Here is an 18,236-nt window from a genome sequence, read left to right as displayed (position 1 = left end):
TATTCCATTCTTGTCCAAAATAAATTGATTTAAAACTTAATAGGTTCAGATTGACCATTCTGGGAGTCATAATTTTTGTATACATTAACATTTTTGGGAAACGGTAATAAGTAAAAATGTCGTAGGAAGGTGAGTCTATGGGTCGAAAACGAACGCCACTAATGAAAAAAATAAAATTCTTTGGAAAATCTAGGGATGTAGCTACGCATGCCGTGATGTCTCCAATGGATAGAGATTCAGAAAAGATTTATCGCAGAAGATGGCAGCATGATAAAACGGTTCGAACGACGCATGGGGTTAACTGTACAGGATCATGCAGCTGGAAGGTGCATGTGAAGGATGGAATTATCGCATGGGAAACACAGCAGACCGATTATCCATCAACAGGACCTAACATGCCCGAATATGAACCGCGTGGATGCCCAAGAGGGGCAAACTTTTCTTGGTATATTTATAGCCCTCTCCGGGTTCGTTACCCATATGTTCGTGGTCATTTATTAGATATGTGGCGTGAAGAGTTGCAAAAATCGAACGATCCTGTTGCTGCATGGCGGGAAATCACTACAAACCCAGAGAAATCAAAACGATATAAACAGTCAAGGGGAAAAGGGGGGCTTGTCCGGGCATCATGGGATGAGGTGAATGAACTAATCTGTGCTTCTCTTATTCATTCAATTCAAGAATTTGGTCCAGACCGTATTTTTGGATTTTCACCCATCCCAGCAATGTCAATGGTTAGTTATGCAGGAGGCGGTCGATTTTTATCACTACTAGGCGGTTCCTTATTAAGTTTTTATGATTGGTACGCAGACCTTCCACCTGCCTCTCCACAAGTATGGGGAGAACAAACAGATGTACCAGAGAGCTCTGATTGGTTTAACTCTTCTTATCTATTAGTATGGGGTTCTAATATTCCACAGACAAGGACTCCAGATGCTCATTTTATGGTCGAAGCACGGTACCGTGGGACAAAGGTCGTTGCTGTTAGCCCTGATTATGCTGAGTTTGTAAAATTCGCTGATAACTGGCTAAATGTTCAAGCAGGTATGGACGGAGCCCTAGGAATGGCAATGACTCATGTTATTTTAAAAGAGTTTTATGTGGACCAAGAAACAGAATATTTTTATGACTATGCGAAAAAATTCACGGACCTCCCATTCCTGGTGAAATTAAAACCACATGGAGAAAACTTCGTTTCCAGTACGTTTTTAAGAGCTAGTGAGCTTGACAAGACTCTTTCAAATGGAGAGTGGAAAACAGCTGTTTGGAACAATGAAACCAATCAGCCTGCATTTCCAAATGGAACGATTGGACATCGATGGGAGGAAAAAGGTCAATGGAACCTCCACTTAAAAGACACAGAACAAAACATATCTGATTTAAACCCATTATTAACTATGTTAGGAAATGAAGATACAGTTGTTAACGTTGAATTTCCTCACTTTGAAGTGGAAAAAAGAGAAACTTTCAAACGTGAGGTACCAGTAAAGGAAATTCAAATAAATGGAGAAAAAATCTATATAACTACTGTGTTTGATTTAATGCTTTCTAAATTTGGGGTAGCAAGAAATGGGCTCCAAGGTGATTTTCCGAAGGATTATGATGATCCAAAACCATACACCCCTGCATGGCAAGAGGCCCTCACTGGAGTGGACCGAAAGCTAGCAGCACAGATAGCGAGAGAGTTTGCACAGAATGCCGATGAATCAAAAGGCCGTTCCATGGTTATTATGGGTTCTGGCATAAACCAATGGTATCACGCTGATGCGACATACCGTACCGTTCTAAATTTAGTTCTATTAACAGGTTCTCAAGGAGTGAACGGAGGCGGCTGGGCTCATTATGTAGGACAGGAAAAGGTTCGTCCGCTAGAAGGTTGGCAGACTCTTGCAATGGCAAGAGATTGGGGTGGACCTCCGAGGCTTCATGCTGCCACGCCGTTCTTTTATTTTGTTACAGAACAGTGGAGATATGATGATCAATCCATTGAAGACCAAATATCACCTTTAGTTAGTGAACCAAGATATAAGCATACAGGTGATTACTATTATTTGGGAACAAGATTAGGATGGACACCAGCCTATCCACAGTTTGATAAGAATTCAATTAAACTTGTAGAAGAATCGAAAGGAACTGATAAAGAGCAAATAATTCAATCCATTGTAGATGATGTGAAAGATGGAAGAACAAAATTTGCGATTCAAAATCCTGAGGACCCTAAATCATTTCCAAAAGTTATGTTTGTTTGGAGAGGAAACTTAATTGGTAGTTCTTCCAAAGGACACGAATATTTTTTGAAATATATGCTTGGAACCCATCATGGAAATTTAAGTGAGCAAAATACAGAATTAAAAACTGAAGATATAAATTGGGACGAACCGTCAACAGAGGGAAAACTCGATTTAATGGTAAATATAGATTTTCGCATGGCAGGAACAGGGTTATACTCGGATATCATTCTTCCAGCAGCTACCTGGTACGAAAAATATGATATAAGCAGTACGGATATGCACCCGTTCATCCATCCGTTTAACCCGGCAATTGCCCCTCCGTGGGAATCGAAATCAGATTGGGACACATTTAGAGGATTGGCTAAAAAGTTTTCTTCCATGGCCGAACAATATTTTAGCGGGCCTGTACAAGACGTTGTGGCAACACCTATGCTTCATGATTCTAGGGATGAAATTTCCGAGGCATGTACATTTGGGAAAATTCCAGATTGGCAAAACGGTTCATTTGAGCCAGTTCCTGGACAGAATTTCCCGCGGTTGCACATTGTCGAACGTGACTATACAAAGGTCTATGAAAAATTTATAACCCTTGGACCTGTTATCAAGGAACAAATTGGAGCTAAGGGTATTGGCTGGAATGCAAAAGAAGAATACGAAAAATTAAAAAAGATACTTGGAACAGCAAATAAAACCTCTTACAAGGATTGTCCAAGTCTATACACTGCTCGGGATGCTGCTGAAGCAATTCTATCTCTTTCTAGTTCTACAAACGGCTCTCTAGCTATGAAGGCATGGGATGCGCTGGAGAAAAAATCAGGACAGAAATTAAAAGATTTAGCAGAAGAAAGAGCAGAAGAGCATATGTCATTTAGCGAAATCACAGCCCAGCCCCGGCAAGTCATTTCTACACCTGTTTTTAGTGGAACGGAAACGGGGGGTAGACGGTATTCTCCATTTACAACAAATGTGGAACGTTTAATTCCATGGCGTACATTAACAGGCCGCCAGCACTTTTATTTAGACCACGAAACCATGTTCGAATTTGGAGAAGAGTTTCCAGTATTTAAGGCACCTTTAAAAAAGTTGGCATTCCGGTCAAAGGATCGAAAGCCAATTAATATGGGCAAGGAAATAAATTTACGTTATTTAACACCACACTTTAAATGGTCATTCCATAGTACCTATTTTGATACTCTTCCGATGTTAACACTATTTAGAGGCGGACCGACTGTATGGATGAATCTTCATGATGCAGAAGAAGTTGGTATTGCAGATAATGATTGGCTTCAAATGTATAACCGAAATGGGGTTGTCGTTGCAAGGGCAGTTGTTTCCCATCGATTACCAAGGGGAGTAGCCTTCATGTATCACGTTCAAGAGCGGCATATTAACGTCCCCGGTTCAACCATTACGAACGAACGTGGTGGTACATTTAACAGTCCAACGCGATTACAAATGAAGCCAACGCACGTAATTGGCGGATATGCCCAGCTAAGTTATGGGTTTAACTATTATGGTCCATGTGGAAGCCAGCGCGATGAGAGAGTTATTATTAGTAAACTAGATAGGGATGAGGTGGACTGGCTTGAGAATTAAAGCACAATTTGGAATGGTGATGAACCTAGATAAATGTATTGGGTGTCATACGTGCAGCATCACCTGTAACAATACGTGGACAAACCGTCCCGGAGCGGAATATATGTGGTGGAATAATGTTGAAACAAAACCAGGAATCGGTTATCCAAAAGAATGGGAAAACCAAGAAAAATATAAAGGGGGCTGGGTGTTAAAGAATGGGAAGCTTGAACTAAAGGCAGGTGGTAGAGTTTCGAAGCTCTTAAATATTTTTCACAATCCTGATTTAGCCCAATTAGATGATTACTATGAACCGTGGACCTATGATTATGAAAATTTAATAGATAGCCCTGAAAAAGAACACCAGCCAGTGGCTCGACCAAAGTCTCAGGTGACAGGGGAGTATATGGATATTAAGTGGGGGCCGAATTGGGAAGATGATTTGGCCGGTGTATATCAGACTGGGAAAAATGACCCTAACATAAAGGGTATTGAAGAAAGAGTGAAATTTGAGTATGAACAAACCTTCATGATGTATCTGCCAAGAATCTGTGAGCATTGTGTCAATCCAACTTGTGTAGCTTCCTGTCCCTCTGGTGCCATTTACAAAAGGGAAGAGGACGGAATTGTATTGGTAGATCAAGATGCATGCCGAAGCTGGCGGTATTGTACAACAGGTTGTCCATATAAAAAGGTCTATTTTAATTGGAAAACACATAAAGCAGAAAAATGTACCTTTTGTTTTCCAAGAATAGAGGCTGGACTTCCAACTGTTTGTTCAGAAACATGTGTAGGAAGACTTCGGTATTTAGGGATTGTTTTTTATGATTTAGATAAGGTTGAAGAAGCGGCATCCGTTACCAATGAAAAAGATTTATATGAAGCCCATTTAGGAATCTTCTTAGATCCCCACGATCCAGAGGTAATCAAGGAAGCGCGAAAAGCTGGTTATCAAGAGGATTGGATTGAAGCTGCACAAAGGTCACCTGTCTATAAATTAGCAGTGGAACAACGGATCGCTTTACCCCTTCATCCAGAATATAGAACATTGCCTATGGTCTGGTATATTCCACCGCTCAGTCCAGTGATGAGCGCATTTGATGGAGGCTTAGATGGGGTCAATCCTCATGTTATATACCCTCAAATTGACCAGCTTAGAATTCCAATCGAGTATCTAGCCAATATGTTAAGTGCCGGGGATACAGAAGTTATTCGGAAAGTTCTTAAGAAGATGGTCGCGATGAGAAGTTATATGAGGTCACTAAATCTAGGGAAGAAACCAGAGAAAAGTATACTAGATGCTGTTGGAATGACAGAAGAAACAATGCATGAAATGTATCAACTTGCAGCAATTGCGAAGTACGATGATCGCTATGTTATTCCATCCTCACATCGGGAGGATGCTGCAAACCAATATTTAGGACAAGGAACTGGAGGGTTTGATTTTATGGAGGCGTGCTCCGGATGCTCGGTTACACCAGGGATACCGGGAGATTATAAAGTAGGAGACGATTATTGGGGGGAACTAAATGGATGATTATCAACGTATTTTTGGTCTTGCATCTATTTTACTTCAGCATCCTGAAAGAAATTGGGTTGAATCAAATGAGCTAAAAGATGAAATTGCCTTAATTGAAAATCAGCTAGTGAAGGTCTTATTTAAGCAATTTCAATCATATTTGGAATCAACTACTTATTTAGAGCTGTGTACCGATTATACGAAGACATTTGATTTTAATGATAAAACAACCCTTTATTTAACCTATCCTCTTTTTGGTGAGAATCCAGATCGAGGAAAAGCACTTTTGAAATTAAAGAGTGAGTTTTATGAAGCAGGTCTCCCTTTACAAAGTGAGGAGCTCCCAGATTATTTACCTTTAATACTTGAATTTTGCTCTTTAGTACCAACAAAAACTGCACAAAAAATGCTACTGATTCATCGAAGGTCCATTGACAATTTATTAAAAGAATTATCATTAATAGAAAGTCCATTCCAAATGATTCTGCAAGCATGTGTACAAACAATTGAAGACATGCTAAGTAAGCAAAAGGCTTCGTAGGGGGACTGAATGATGACGTTTTTTCAAAATTTCTTTTGGGTGTCTTTCCCATATATTATGTTGACGATGTTCGTGGTGGGGCATATATATCGATATAACGTTGATCAGTTTGGATGGTCAGCAAAATCAAGTGAGTTTCTTGAAAAAAAGCAGTTGAAATGGGGAAGTATTCTATTTCACTATGGGATTGTCTTCGTTTTCTTTGGACATGTGGCTGGCGTACTCGTTCCAAAGGCATTATACGAGGCCATTGGAGTTACAGATCATATGTACCATTTTGGGGCAGTATGGATTGGTGGAATTGCTGGAATTGCTACTATTATAGGTGTTGTTTTACTAATGATTCGCAGGTTTACCGTAAAGCGAATCTATATTCATAGTACCTTTCGGGATATTATTGTTCTCGTTTTATTAACACTTATTATTTTTTCAGGCTTTGTTAATACAGTCTGGTATACAGGTAGAGGAGTAGCATTTGAATATAGGGAAACAATTAGTCCATGGTTTCGTGGTATTCTTTCTCTACGCCCGACACCAAGCTTAATGGTGGGTATTCCGCTTGGTTTTCAAATTCATGTGGTATCAGCCCTGTTACTTTTTGGTATATGGCCATTTACCAGATTAGTTCATGTATGGAGTCTCCCCCTAGAGTATCTAAGCCGAAAATTTATTGTATATCGTTCCATTATCGGAAGGCGTTCGATCGCGATATCAACAGATCGTTCTAAAAATAAATTGGATTAAAAAAGTGGAACCTGAATTGGTTCCACTTCATTATTTATTTTGAAGATATTTTAAAGCGAGCAGTTTTTTCACTTCATTATAACTTAAGCCTGATTGACTATTTAATCTTTTTACCTCTTCAATATCAGTACCAACTTTTGTGAAATGACAGAGCTTATTACCAACCATGGATGGGAACCTCCTTAGAAAAGGGATATTTATGAAATGAAAAGTCATATTATTGTCCATACTAAATAGTAAAGGAGGCGGTACCAATTTTTTACGGTAAACGAGCAAAAGAAGAAGAGATCGAAACAATACTGGTGGATACCGAAATCTATTCTTGTATGGATGACTCATGTATCGGCTGGATGAGAAAAGAATTTGTTGCAGATGATTTGTTATGTCCGATGTGTGGCAATGAAATGATACAGGAAATGAAAGAGCTTCCCAAAATTTAATAAAACCTGATGGAAAAAAGACTGTCACAGCAATGGGACAGTCTTTTATTCATCGTAAGAACTAAAGAAATGATCATCATAAGCCTGTTGTGCTGCTTCGGAGGTTGAAAATAACGCGTCATCATCTTCAATGACATGGAAAGTCTCATTTAAAAATAAAGCCAATGCATTAGGGTCTTTTGGATGCTGAACAATTTCGGCAGCCTTTACATTTGCTACCGAGGGAACATGTGGATTTCGATATATGACGTAGACTTCATCGCCTGGTTTTGCGTTATTTATATCGAGATAACTCATTTATAATAACCTTCCTTTAAAGATTTTCATTTTGCTGCAGAATTTCATCACCAGTTAGGATAATGTTGGCTTCTTCAAAGAATGTATGCTCATCCACCGATTCTCCCGCTACATATTTTTTTTTTGGAATTGTAGACCCAATAGTATTGTTTGAAGCTGTTATCTTATCTTCATTTTTGGTCAATGACATCATCTCCTTACATAAAGCATTTGCTATGTTATAACAGATTATCCCTGCCTAAATATTTACGAAACGGAAACAAATAAAAAACTCTCCAATAATTGGAGAGTTTTACAACTACTCTTCTTTTTTCGCTAAACAGTGGTCACATTCCATAAAATAACTTTCAGCCTGCTCCTCCATATGCTGACCACACTCTGAACATTCCTTCTTAGGTAAATTACGGAAAAACTCCACCGGACTCATTAACATTTAAAACTCCTCCTTTATTAGTACAGTTTTTTAATAACCGTCTTGTTATAGTACAGTATAAACAAAAAATAAGAATTTGTGTAGACTTTTTTTTAAAAAAACAGAAAATTTTATAAAAATAAGTCTTTTATCACAAATCCCTTTTAAAAGGTGAGAATAGTTATTGTCATGGACAAGAAATTAAGGGTTAAAATAAGGAGAAATGGTTCTTGATTAATAAATAATACTTCCATAACTTTATTGATTACATTACAATCATAGTAGAAATAAAATGTAGAAATTGGGGGGATGCTGGTTAATGAATGTGATGATTGGAACTTTTCATCCTTATTTTATTATTATTGCTATCGGATTAACCATAATGGCATCATATACAGCTTTAGATATGTTCACCTTAATCAGGTCGACTGACCGAAATAAAAGACTGCTTTTTCTTGGTGGTACATTTTCCATGGGAATTGGAATATGGATCATGAATTTTATTGGACATATTGCTGCTGATACAAATAGATTCGCTAGTTACCATATTCCACTTACTATTCTTTCTATTTTTATTGGAATTGCGTTTACAGGAATGGCCTTCCTTTCGTTTTTTGGAAAATCAATTGGATACTACCATCTAATTGTAGGTAGCACATTTTTGACGTTTGCTGTGCTGGCAGTCCAGGTTATTAGTTTATATGCTATGAATGTAAGCATTAAATATAATTTTTTACTATACTTGTTTTCAGTTTTGTTAATATTTGGATTATTTTTATTTTCCTTTTGGATCCTTTACTCCACAAAAAGCTATAACAACAGTAATCAGGTTTGGTTAAAACCAATAAGTGCAATCATTATCTCTGCTGCAATTGCTCAAGGGCATTTTCTTTTAAAAAGGGCCACGATTACCACTAGTGAAGTAGTTAAAGGGTCAAGTACGGATAGTCCTTTTTTTATTTATTTAGTATTATTTGTTGCGGTTCTGATCATTGGGGGACTCATCATTTCAAGTGCACTAATAAGTAAACAATTAGCTACAACAGATACTAATTTAAAAGATATTAAGGCCGCACTTGACGCTGCTGCCATTGTTGCTATAACTGATCCACATGGAACTATTATTTATGTGAATGATAAATTCGAAGAGATTTCAAAGTACAAAAAGGAAGAAATTCTTGGGAAAAATCACCGAATATTAAATTCTGGATATCATTCAAAAGATTTCTTTAAAAATTTATGGAAAACCATTCAATCAGGCCAAATTTGGCGGGGGGAAATTCGTAATAAAGCTAAGGATGGTTCTTTTTATTGGGTCGATACGACTATTGTTCCGTTCCTGAATTCAAAAGGGAAACCAGTTCAATATATTGCGATTAGATCTGATATCACCAATAGAAAACAAGCAGAAGAGCATCTAAAAGAAACAATTAAAGAAATTAATGATATAAAATTTGCTTTGGATCAATCCTCTATTGTAGCCTTTACAGACGCAAAAGGAATCATTACAAATGTCAATGATAAGTTCTGCGAAATATCTAAATACAGCCGTGAGGAAATTATTGGGAGGGACCATAATATCCTGAATTCTGGATACCATTCTAAAGACTTCTTCAAAAATCTTTGGAGAACTATTGGTGAAGGAAGAGTATGGAAGGGTGAAATCAGGAATAAAGCGAAAGATGGGACATATTATTGGGTAGACACAACTATTGTTCCGTTTTTAAATGAACATGGCAAGCCCTATCAGTATCTTGCGATTCGAAATGACATTACTGAGCGAAAGAAAACGGAAGAAGTTCTACATCGTCAGGATAAGCTCGCAGCAGTGGGTCAATTGGCTGCTGGAGTTGCACATGAAATTCGAAACCCTCTCACATCCATGAAAGGATATGCAGAATTCTTACAGTTAGATGAAAAAGATCCTGAACGAATGGAATTCCTGAATATTATTCTTGATGAAATTGAAAGGGTCAATACCATTGTTGAAGACTTCATGGTATTAGCCAAACCAAAGGCAGTAGAATTGGAAGAAAAGAATGTTGTTCCTGTTATAAAAAATGTAGTTTCATTACTTGAATTTGAAGCTAGAAAGAAAAATGTCCACTTGTCCTTTGACTGTAATCAAGAGATTATTCAAATTGAATGTGATGAAAATCGCTTAAAACAAGTGTTCTTAAACTTTATTAAAAATGGAATTGAAGCCATGCCGAATGGTGGAGACCTGCATGTTAAGACCATCATACATGAAAATAATGTACAAATTTCCATTCAAGACTCAGGGGTTGGAATCTCTAAAGAGAAATTAAAGAAGCTAGGGGAGCCATTTTTCACTACGAAAAAGAATGGCAACGGATTAGGCTTAATGGTAAGTTTTAAGATTATTGAAAGCCATAATGGTAAAGTGTTTGTTGAAAGTGAGCCTAATAAAGGAACAACCTTTAATATTTTATTACCAGCAAAAACTGCTTAAAACGAGAGCACTCCTCTCGTTTTTTTTATTTCATTTGATTCCGTCGAAAAAAAGCCATAATTTTCATAAAAAAGGAAAGCTACAAATGGAATAAATAGATTAATATAGTTATATAGGTAATAATGATTGTAAGGGAGGAAAGAACGTGGGGGAACCAAACTTTGTTAAAACAATATGCGGCTATTGTGGTACAGGTTGTGGCTTAGTTCTAGAGGTTCAGGACAATAAAATAATGAAAATACGAGGTGACAAGGAAGCACCTGTAAATAAGGGGCAAACATGTGTAAAAGGTGCGTTTGCCTATGAATATGTACATGCGAAGAATAGGTTAACATCGCCACTCATCCGAAAAGCAGGTAAGCTGGTGGAAACAACTTGGGAAGAAGCCTATCAATACATTGCCAAAAATCTAAATCGAATCAAAAATACTTGGGGCTCAAATGCTATTAGCATGTTTGCCTGTGCGAGAAGTACAAATGAATCCAATTTTATTACACAAAAGTTTATGAGGACAGTTATAAATAGTAACAATATTGATGGTTGTAACCGAACGTGACATGCTCCTAGCGTTGCCGGTCTGGCAACTGTTTTTGGAAGCGGTTTCCCAACAAATACTCTAGAAGACTTTGAAAAGGCAGAAGTTTTACTTCTAATGGGTTCAAACACAACAGAAGCACATCCTATTATTGCCAATCGAATCAAGAAAGCAGCAAAGTCGGGGTTAAAGATAATTGTAATAGATCCAAGGAAAATAGATATGGTAAAAGTGGCTCATCGCCACTTACAAATCAATGTAGGTTCTGACATTGCTCTAATAAATGCCTTTATACGAGTTATTTTGGAAGAAAATCTATATGATCCAGCGTTTATCGAGCAGTTTACTATTGATTTTGAAAAATTAAAAAAACAGGTGGATCCGTACACTCCTGAATATGCTGCTGCAATTACCGGGGTAAAAGCAGAGGATATTACAGCGACCGCTAGAGAATATGCTGCATCGAATGGTTCCATGATTGCATATACATTGGGAATTACTGAACACCATTGTGGTGTAAATAATGTATTTGATATTGCGAATTTAGCCTTACTAACAGGTAATATTGGTAAACAGGGTACAGGAATTATGCCGCTTAGGGGGCAAAATAATGTCCAAGGTGCCGGTGATATGGGCTGTCTACCAAACCAATTGACTGGAGCATTAAGTCTTGCAAATATGGAGTTCAGAGCACGTTTTGAAAAGGAATGGAACGTAGTTCTGAATCCACAGGCTGGTGACACGCAAACACGTACCTTTGACCGTTTAGAGATGGGGGAGTTAAAGGCACTTTATGTCATTGGAGAAAATCCAATCCAAGCTGATGTTCATATGAACCATACAAAAGAAATCTTTAAAAAGCTTGATTTATTAATAGTTCAAGATATTTTCTTAACAGAAACAGCAAAATTAGCTGATGTTGTTTTACCTGCCCGATCCTGGGGAGAAGTAGAAGGAACCTATACGAATACAGATAGAAGAATCCAACGCGTTCGGAAAGCTGTTGAGGCACACCCTAATACGAAAGAAGACTGGGAAATACTTTGTGAACTGTCTACCCTAATGGGTTATTCTATGCACTATGAAAATAGTGAGGAAATTTGGAATGAAATAAGAAGACTAGCATGGGAAATGTACGGTGGAATTTCTTATGAGAGACTGGAAAATGAGTATAGTCTTCATTATCCTTGTCCAGATGAAACTCATCCAGGTACATTTGTTATGCATGAGAGGTTTCATCAACAAAACCCTGTGGTGAAAAAAGCGCCATTCGTGCCTGTAGATTATACAGAGCCTTTAGAGCTACCAGATAATGAATATCCTTTTACGCTAACAACTGGGCGGCGCTATGAGTCATATAATACCCACACTCAAACACGCTACTATGCTTCTGGAGTAAAAGTGAAGCAAACAGAAGAGACAGTCGATATCCATCCAGAAGATGCAAATAGACTTGGAATTTCGGATGGAGAGATTGTTCAGGTTCGATCTCGAAGAGGTGAACTCGAGGTAAAGGCGAAGGTAACCGATCAAGTGGTTCCCGGTCTTGTTTTTATGAGTTTCCATTGGAGTGAAACACCAACAAATGTATTAACCTTAAATGAGTATGACCCAATTTCTGGAACAGCTGAATATAAAGCATGTGCTGTTTCTATATCAAAGGTATAAAAGAATATTTTAGTAAAATAGTGCAGGGGATACCTTGCACTATTATTTTTTTTATAAAAGGTGAAATTAATACCAGTATAGGAAATGATTTCAAAATAAATATGTGGTTCGGGTAATTAGAAATGTTATTGTAATATAACTGCCATCCTTGTAAACGAATTAACATGCCCCTGTTCTTTGGATTAGAAAATTTCATGTTAAGATGATTAAAGTTAGCTGCGAAAGAACATGGGAGGTAAAAAAATGATAAAAAAAATTAAAACTTTTATTGCAGTTGTTGCACTCTCAGGAACTGTAGGTGCTAATGTACAAGCGGCAGAGTTAACTGTACAGGATGGGGATACCTTATGGGATCTTTCACGTGTACATAATACATCTGTCGAAAACATTCAAAAGTGGAATCACCTTTCTACTGACCTTATTCACCCTGGAGATGTATTAACGATTGCAACTGAAAAGCAATACACAGTAGTGAAGGATGATACACTCTGGGATATTGCAAAGGAATATCAAGTATCGGTTGCAATGATTAAAGAATGGAATAAATTAAATACTGATCTGATTCATCCGGGATTACAATTAGTAATCTATGATGAAATAAATAACTTTTCTACTGGGAAGATGGTTGAACCAGCCAAAACTCCAGTGGTCTCGAAAGCTCCAGTGGTCTCGAAAGCTCCAGCGGTTGCTACTAAAGAATCTGACACTTCTATGAGCGAGGACACAAAAGTGAAGGCTGCTTCAACAAATGTTGCTAGTAAACCTGAAGTTCCGGTTACAACAAAAGCCGAGGAAAATTCGAAGGAAATTACTGTTAAGGCTACTGCATATACTGCATCGTGTGAAGGGTGTAGCGGAACTACTGCAACAGGACTCGATTTAAATGCTAACCCTGGTGCTAAGGTAATTGCAGTTGACCCCTCTGTCATTCCACTTGGAAGTAAAGTTCTGGTTGAGGGATATGGAGAAGCCATCGCTTCAGATACAGGTGGAGCAATCAAAGGAAACAGAATTGACGTGTTTATCCCCTCAGAAGAAAAAGCACTTGAATGGGGTAGGAAGGAAATAAAAGTAAAAATATTAGACTAAAACAAAAAACTGCCGAATATGGCAGTTTTTTTTATTGTAAAAAACAAGCCGGATTAACCGGCTTGTTTTACTAGTGTTTTGGCTGCAACTGTTTTTCTTTGATAGAAGAACCAGTTCAAACCATATGCGATAACATAGAATCCGATAAAGAAGTAGAACGCAGTAACAGGTGTTCCAGTCGCTTTAACAGACCATCCAAATAACTTAGGAATAAAGAATGAACCATATGCTGCAAATGCTGCAGAAAAACCGATTACAGGTGCTGCCTCTTTTGGAATAAAAATGTTTGGAATCATTTGGAACGTAGAGCCTGAGCCGATTCCAGATGCAAGGAAAAGAACTAAGAAAGCAATTAAGAATCCAGCAAATTGTTTGCCATTTAAGAAGTAGATAACACCTGCTGCACCAATTCCCATTATTATTAAGACATAAGCCGTTACCTTTGCACCGCCAATTTTATCAGCCATCCAGCCGCCAACAGGTCTTGCTGCAGCAGCCACTAATGCACCAAGGAAGGCAAGTGAAATGTGTTCCGGAAATTGAGACTTTAATAAAAGTGGGAATGCAGCTGAGTAACCAATAAATGAACCAAAGGTAGCTACATAAAGTGCTGTCATAATCCAAGTGTGCTTCCGTTTTACAACTACAAATTGATCGGCAACGGACTGCTTTGCTCCTGGAACATTATCCATTTTAAACATTGCTAAAAGTGTCATGATGACTATGGGAATGACCCAGATAAACGCAGCATTTTGTAACCATACTTCTTGACCATTTGCTAAAACTTGTTTATTACCAACAAGTGCAAAAGTGCCTGATGTAATAATTAATGGTGTGACAAACTGTACGACAGATACACCCATATTTCCTAAGCCGCCATTAATTCCAAGTGCAGTTCCTTTCTCTTTTTTAGGAAAGAAGAAACTAATGTTTGCTGAAGAAGATGAAAAGCTTCCTCCGCCAAGACCACAAAGGGCTGCTAGTAGGAGCATGATTGAAAATGGTGTATCAGGATTTTGGACTGCAAAACCAATACCGATTGCCGGTATGGCTAAGATTCCTGTTGAAATCACTGTCCAGTTTTTACCACCAAAAGACCCAACAGCAAAAGTATAAACAAAGCGAAGTGTCGCACCAACAAGGCCCGGGATAGCAGCAAGTGTGAATAATTGTTCTTCTGTAAACTGAAAGCCAATATCGTTAAGTCTGACAGCTACAACTGACCATATTTGCCAAACGATAAATGCAAGCATCAAAGACGGGACTGAGATCCATAAATTTCTTTTTGCATGTTTTTTTCCTTCTGCATTCCAGAACTTTTCATCTTCTGGATTCCAATAATTAATTCGAGCCATAATTTTTTCCTCCTATATTTCCAATCTAATTAATTAACAAATGTTATGTTGTTCCTTGTGTTATTACTATAAGACACATGGTAACATGATTTTTGTGATGTTCGTCACAAAAATAGTGAAGGAACTGTGAACTCAGTTCGTTTGACAAAAAGTTGTAAAATTTATCACGCAAAAAAAAGAGACCTTCATCTTTGAAGATCTCTCAGCTTATTTCATATAGTAAGTTACGATTCTTTCTCTTCATTGAACATTCCAACGTAATTTTTTGTTTCCCCCACATCATCTTTAATTGCAGTAATAGTTAACCATTCTTTATAAATCTCATTATTTTTGCGTTTATTCCAAATATACCCTTCCCAAAATCCTTCTGTCCTTAAAACATTCCACATTTGCTTATAAAATTCATTGTCATGTTCGCCAGATTGAAGGACACTAGGTGTCTTCCCAACTACTTCGTCCTCACTAAAACCCGTAATTCTTGTAAAAGCCGGATTTACGCTCTGAATAATTCCATTTATATCTGTAACGCAAATACCGTCAACAGCATGGTTTACGATTTTTGCTGAAATATCTAGTTTATCTTGATAGTATAGCCAAACAACAATGACTAAACTTGCAAGAGAAAACTCGGAAAGTGACATAAATCCAATTGCGTAATGACCAGTCCAATCAAATAGGATAGTAAGAATGATTGGAGGGAAGAAACCCCCTAATCCTCCCATTGCTGCAACAATCCCATTTACTATGCCTGCCTGCTTTGAAAAATACAATGGTACAAGCTTAAAAATTGCACCATTACCAATGCCAGCAAAGAAAGCAACTAATAAACACCCAAAAGAATAAATAGGTAAGGATGGGGTAAATGACAGTAGAAATCCTGCAAAGGTTAAACTGAAAAAAACCGCCATTAGGATTAGGAAAGGATTAATTTTATCTCCCAGCCATCCTCCTACTGGTCTAAAAAAAGTTGCAAGTGCTATAAAACCAGCTGTACGTAAACCAGCGTCAACTTTATCTAGTTCAAAATGATTGACTAAGAAGGACGGTAAGTATATCGTGAACGCCACAAAAGAACCAAACGTTATAAAATAAAATAAACTTAAAAACCAAAGTTTAGGATTTTTATAAACTTCTTTTACTTGGTTAGATAAGGAATTGTTTACTCTCTTTTCTTTCCTATCTCCAAATAAGAAATTGATTACTGTAAAGATCAACACGATAACTAAAAAAATCTTTACGGTAGTTCTCCAACCATACATGTTGGCTAGTACTGGTGCTGAAAAGGAGGTAATAGCTGTACCAATGTTTCCTGCTCCATAAATTCCATTTATGAAACCATGCCTAGCTTTTTCATAGTATTTAGGAAGAGAAGTAACACCAATGGAAAACACTGCTCCGCCGATACCAAGCATAAAACCACCAAGTATTAGCATGAATAATGAATTTGCGTAACTAACAATTACAATAGGAATCAGCAAAACGATAAAGCTAATTGTGAATAGTATTCGTGCTCCATAGCGATTGGTCCAATAACCAATTGGAACCCTAAGGAGTGACCCGAGTATAACCGGTACCGCTGTTGCCCATGCGATTTCAGTGGATGAGAGCGGTATATCTGCCTTTATAAAAGGCATTAGTGAAGATATGAGCACCCAAACCATAAATCCTGCGACAAGACTTCCCGTTTGAATAAAAAGTTGTTTTGTTCCTTGCTTCATTTTTATCCCCCTTAACTCCCATGTCATATTATTATTGCCAAAACATATTGTCTTACTTACATATTCTACAGGTATGGAAAAATTTTCTTCAGTATTATAGAACACTTTTTTAAATAATACAGTGAGGTATGACACATAATGGGCCTTTGATAAATAAAATTTACTTGTCATTTTTTTGTCCATTAAAAAAAAGAGCAAAATATTTTATTCCTCCAAGGGTAAAAGTAGTATAAATAACCTATTTTTTTATGTTCTTAGGTTGGGTTCAAGGAGGGACTTGTAAATGGCTAATCAATACGCAGTTATTGGTTTAGGTAGATTTGGAATAAGTATTGCCCAAAAGTTATTCGAATCTGGACAAGAAGTGTTAGGTGTCGATGTAAATGAGGAACGAGTGGATGATTCGCATTCTTCTGTTACTCATGCTGTTATTGCCGACTCAACAGATGCAGAGGCATTAAAATCTATTGGCATACGAAATTTCGATACCGTTGTAGTGGCTATAGGAAACGATATACAAGCAAGCATACTCACGGTTTTACTTTTAAAGGAACTGGGAGTAAAAAGGGTAATTGCTAAAGCCTTAAATAAGCTTCATGGACAGGTTTTAGACAAGGTTGGAGCTGATTGGGTTGTATTTCCTGAGAGAGATATGGGTGTACGAGTTGCCCATCAGTTACTATCACCTAAAGTATTAAATTTCATTGAGATTTCTAAAAACTATAGTGTCGAAGAAGTGAAAATACCTGAAAACATGATTGAAAAAACTTTAAGAGAGTTAGACATAAGAGCTAAGTTTAATTTAAGTGTAATAGCTATCAGGCATGAGGATGAGATTAATATATCTCCTTCGCCAGATAAGATTATTAATCATGGTGATGTATTAGTTGTGATAGGAGAAAACCGGGATCTAGAAAGATTTGCAAATTTAGAATGATTTTATATATATTGCAAGTATCTCGAATTTTTACATTGAGATTAAATTTATCCCTGGAGTGTAACTTTTAATAGTCAAATTTCGCCTTATGCATTGAAAGGAGGCGAAATTTGTGTCAGGTCAATTTGAGGAGCTCTATGAAAAATATCATCAGGACCTATTTTCTTTTTTATATTATTTGGTCAATAGCCGTGAACAAGCTGAAGACCTCTTACAGGAAGTATATATACGAATATTCAAATCTTATGGGACCTTTCAAGGAAAGAGCAGTGAAAAAACTTGGCTATTCTCTATTGCCCGGCATGTTGCCATTGATTCCTTTCGCAAGAATTCAGGCTGGAAAAAAAGAATTATTAGTTCGTTTGATTGGAATAAAAATGAATTTAAAGATTTATCACCGTTGCCTGAGGAAATTTCCCTTCAAAACGAACAAATCCATTTGCTCTATTCTTGTTTAGATAAATGTTCGATTGAGTATCGATTGGTATTAATTTTGAGATATATCCAGTCCATGTCAATTAGTGAAACCGCTATAGCACTCGAATGGTCAGAGAGCAAAGTGAAGACCACCCAACATCGTGCATTAAAAAAGATTAAAAAATTAATGGAGGAAGTAACGATAGAGGAAAAAGAATTTTGTGACGAACATATTTATATTTCCTAAAAAGCATTCATACATTGATTGCTTTTTATTTTTTTGTA

Annotated in this window: 16 protein-coding genes; 10 read left to right on the top strand and 6 right to left on the bottom strand. The window is 37.2% G+C overall.

What is annotated here, in order from left to right:
• Positions 1–137 precede the first annotated feature (137 nt).
• The 4 genes from ABES03_RS23220 to narI are packed head-to-tail and all read left to right on the top strand — an operon-like array spanning position 138 to position 6,610.
• Entirely contained in the window at positions 138–3,827 is a 3,690-nt protein-coding gene (locus ABES03_RS23220; RefSeq protein ID WP_430121163.1) for a nitrate reductase subunit alpha, read from the top strand.
• The gene (narH, locus tag ABES03_RS23215; RefSeq protein WP_430121161.1) at positions 3,817–5,343 is read left to right on the top strand and encodes a nitrate reductase subunit beta; all 1,527 of its coding nucleotides are present in this window, start codon (positions 3,817–3,819) and stop codon (positions 5,341–5,343) included. The genes ABES03_RS23220 and narH overlap by 11 nt, the downstream gene beginning before the upstream one ends.
• Complete coding sequence (narJ, locus tag ABES03_RS23210) at positions 5,336–5,866, top strand: nitrate reductase molybdenum cofactor assembly chaperone (protein ID WP_430121159.1); 531 nt, start codon at positions 5,336–5,338, stop codon at positions 5,864–5,866. The genes narH and narJ overlap by 8 nt, the downstream gene beginning before the upstream one ends.
• 12 nt (positions 5,867–5,878) lie before the next feature.
• Positions 5,879–6,610: a respiratory nitrate reductase subunit gamma gene (gene narI / locus ABES03_RS23205; RefSeq protein ID WP_430121234.1), complete on the top strand. Its 732-nt coding sequence runs from the start codon at positions 5,879–5,881 to the stop codon at positions 6,608–6,610.
• 30 nt (positions 6,611–6,640) lie between these two features.
• Here narI and ABES03_RS23200 read toward each other — a convergent pair whose 3' ends face one another.
• Positions 6,641–6,778, bottom strand: coding sequence for a hypothetical protein (locus ABES03_RS23200; RefSeq protein ID WP_430121157.1), 138 nt, complete (start codon positions 6,776–6,778; stop codon positions 6,641–6,643).
• A gap of 65 nt (positions 6,779–6,843) precedes the next feature.
• Between ABES03_RS23200 and ABES03_RS23195 the strand changes: the two genes are divergently transcribed.
• Positions 6,844–7,050 carry a cold-inducible protein YdjO-related protein gene (locus ABES03_RS23195; protein WP_430121232.1) on the top strand — a complete coding sequence of 69 codons (207 nt, stop codon included), beginning with the start codon at positions 6,844–6,846 and terminating at the stop codon, positions 7,048–7,050.
• A gap of 45 nt (positions 7,051–7,095) precedes the next feature.
• Here the strand turns inward: ABES03_RS23195 and ABES03_RS23190 are convergent, their stop codons facing one another.
• From ABES03_RS23190 to yhfH, 3 genes are all read right to left on the bottom strand, one after another.
• Entirely contained in the window at positions 7,096–7,347 is a 252-nt protein-coding gene (locus ABES03_RS23190) for a transcriptional regulator SplA domain-containing protein (protein WP_430121155.1), read from the bottom strand.
• Between the two features lie 16 nt (positions 7,348–7,363).
• Complete coding sequence (locus tag ABES03_RS23185) at positions 7,364–7,531, bottom strand: hypothetical protein (protein WP_430121153.1); 168 nt, start codon at positions 7,529–7,531, stop codon at positions 7,364–7,366.
• A 114-nt stretch (positions 7,532–7,645) separates the two neighbouring features.
• The gene (yhfH, locus tag ABES03_RS23180) at positions 7,646–7,780 is read right to left on the bottom strand and encodes a protein YhfH (RefSeq protein WP_307287180.1); all 135 of its coding nucleotides are present in this window, start codon (positions 7,778–7,780) and stop codon (positions 7,646–7,648) included.
• 298 nt (positions 7,781–8,078) lie between these two features.
• Between yhfH and ABES03_RS23175 the strand changes: the two genes are divergently transcribed.
• From ABES03_RS23175 to ABES03_RS23165, 3 genes are all read left to right on the top strand, one after another.
• On the top strand, positions 8,079–10,232 hold the full coding sequence (locus tag ABES03_RS23175; protein WP_430121151.1) for a PAS domain S-box protein: 2,154 nt from the start codon (positions 8,079–8,081) through the stop codon (positions 10,230–10,232).
• A gap of 145 nt (positions 10,233–10,377) precedes the next feature.
• Complete coding sequence (gene fdhF, locus ABES03_RS23170; RefSeq protein ID WP_430121149.1) at positions 10,378–12,435, top strand: formate dehydrogenase subunit alpha; 2,058 nt, start codon at positions 10,378–10,380, stop codon at positions 12,433–12,435.
• A 243-nt stretch (positions 12,436–12,678) separates the two neighbouring features.
• On the top strand, positions 12,679–13,524 hold the full coding sequence (locus ABES03_RS23165; RefSeq protein WP_430121147.1) for a LysM peptidoglycan-binding domain-containing protein: 846 nt from the start codon (positions 12,679–12,681) through the stop codon (positions 13,522–13,524).
• 53 nt (positions 13,525–13,577) lie between these two features.
• Here ABES03_RS23165 and ABES03_RS23160 read toward each other — a convergent pair whose 3' ends face one another.
• Both ABES03_RS23160 and ABES03_RS23155 read right to left on the bottom strand, forming a co-directional pair.
• Positions 13,578–14,879: a NarK family nitrate/nitrite MFS transporter gene (locus ABES03_RS23160; protein WP_430121145.1), complete on the bottom strand. Its 1,302-nt coding sequence runs from the start codon at positions 14,877–14,879 to the stop codon at positions 13,578–13,580.
• A gap of 224 nt (positions 14,880–15,103) precedes the next feature.
• Positions 15,104–16,597, bottom strand: a complete 1,494-nt coding sequence (locus ABES03_RS23155; protein WP_430121143.1) for an MFS transporter — start codon at positions 16,595–16,597, stop codon at positions 15,104–15,106.
• A 283-nt stretch (positions 16,598–16,880) separates the two neighbouring features.
• Here ABES03_RS23155 and ABES03_RS23150 point away from each other — a divergent pair, with 283 nt between their 5' ends.
• Both ABES03_RS23150 and sigX read left to right on the top strand, forming a co-directional pair.
• Complete coding sequence (locus ABES03_RS23150; RefSeq protein ID WP_430121141.1) at positions 16,881–17,534, top strand: potassium channel family protein; 654 nt, start codon at positions 16,881–16,883, stop codon at positions 17,532–17,534.
• Between the two features lie 112 nt (positions 17,535–17,646).
• On the top strand, positions 17,647–18,198 hold the full coding sequence (sigX, locus tag ABES03_RS23145; RefSeq protein ID WP_430121139.1) for an RNA polymerase sigma factor SigX: 552 nt from the start codon (positions 17,647–17,649) through the stop codon (positions 18,196–18,198).
• The last annotated feature ends 38 nt before the right edge of the window (positions 18,199–18,236 follow it).

The sequence above is a fragment of the Neobacillus rhizosphaerae genome, assembly GCF_050477885.1.
In the GTDB taxonomy this organism is placed as follows: domain Bacteria; phylum Bacillota; class Bacilli; order Bacillales; family Cytobacillaceae; genus Neobacillus; species Neobacillus rhizosphaerae_A.
Note: the sequence above shows the minus strand (reverse complement) of the source record. Positions and strands in the feature narration are given on the sequence as shown.

Bases quoted from the DNA above. Each gene is read 5' to 3' on its own strand.
- narJ (WP_430121159.1), top strand. From the start codon at position 5,336: ATGGATGATTATCAACGTATTTTTGGTCTTGCATCTATTTTACTTCAG.
- ABES03_RS23155 (WP_430121143.1), bottom strand. From the start codon at position 16,597: ATGAAGCAAGGAACAAAACAACTTTTTATTCAAACGGGAAGTCTTGTC.
- ABES03_RS23190 (WP_430121155.1), bottom strand. From the start codon at position 7,347: ATGAGTTATCTCGATATAAATAACGCAAAACCAGGCGATGAAGTCTAC.
- ABES03_RS23160 (WP_430121145.1), bottom strand. From the start codon at position 14,879: ATGGCTCGAATTAATTATTGGAATCCAGAAGATGAAAAGTTCTGGAAT.
- ABES03_RS23220 (WP_430121163.1), top strand. From the start codon at position 138: ATGGGTCGAAAACGAACGCCACTAATGAAAAAAATAAAATTCTTTGGA.
- narI (WP_430121234.1), top strand. From the start codon at position 5,879: ATGACGTTTTTTCAAAATTTCTTTTGGGTGTCTTTCCCATATATTATG.
- ABES03_RS23200 (WP_430121157.1), bottom strand. From the start codon at position 6,778: ATGGTTGGTAATAAGCTCTGTCATTTCACAAAAGTTGGTACTGATATT.
- ABES03_RS23175 (WP_430121151.1), top strand. From the start codon at position 8,079: ATGAATGTGATGATTGGAACTTTTCATCCTTATTTTATTATTATTGCT.
- ABES03_RS23165 (WP_430121147.1), top strand. From the start codon at position 12,679: ATGATAAAAAAAATTAAAACTTTTATTGCAGTTGTTGCACTCTCAGGA.
- ABES03_RS23150 (WP_430121141.1), top strand. From the start codon at position 16,881: ATGGCTAATCAATACGCAGTTATTGGTTTAGGTAGATTTGGAATAAGT.
- yhfH (WP_307287180.1), bottom strand. From the start codon at position 7,780: ATGTTAATGAGTCCGGTGGAGTTTTTCCGTAATTTACCTAAGAAGGAA.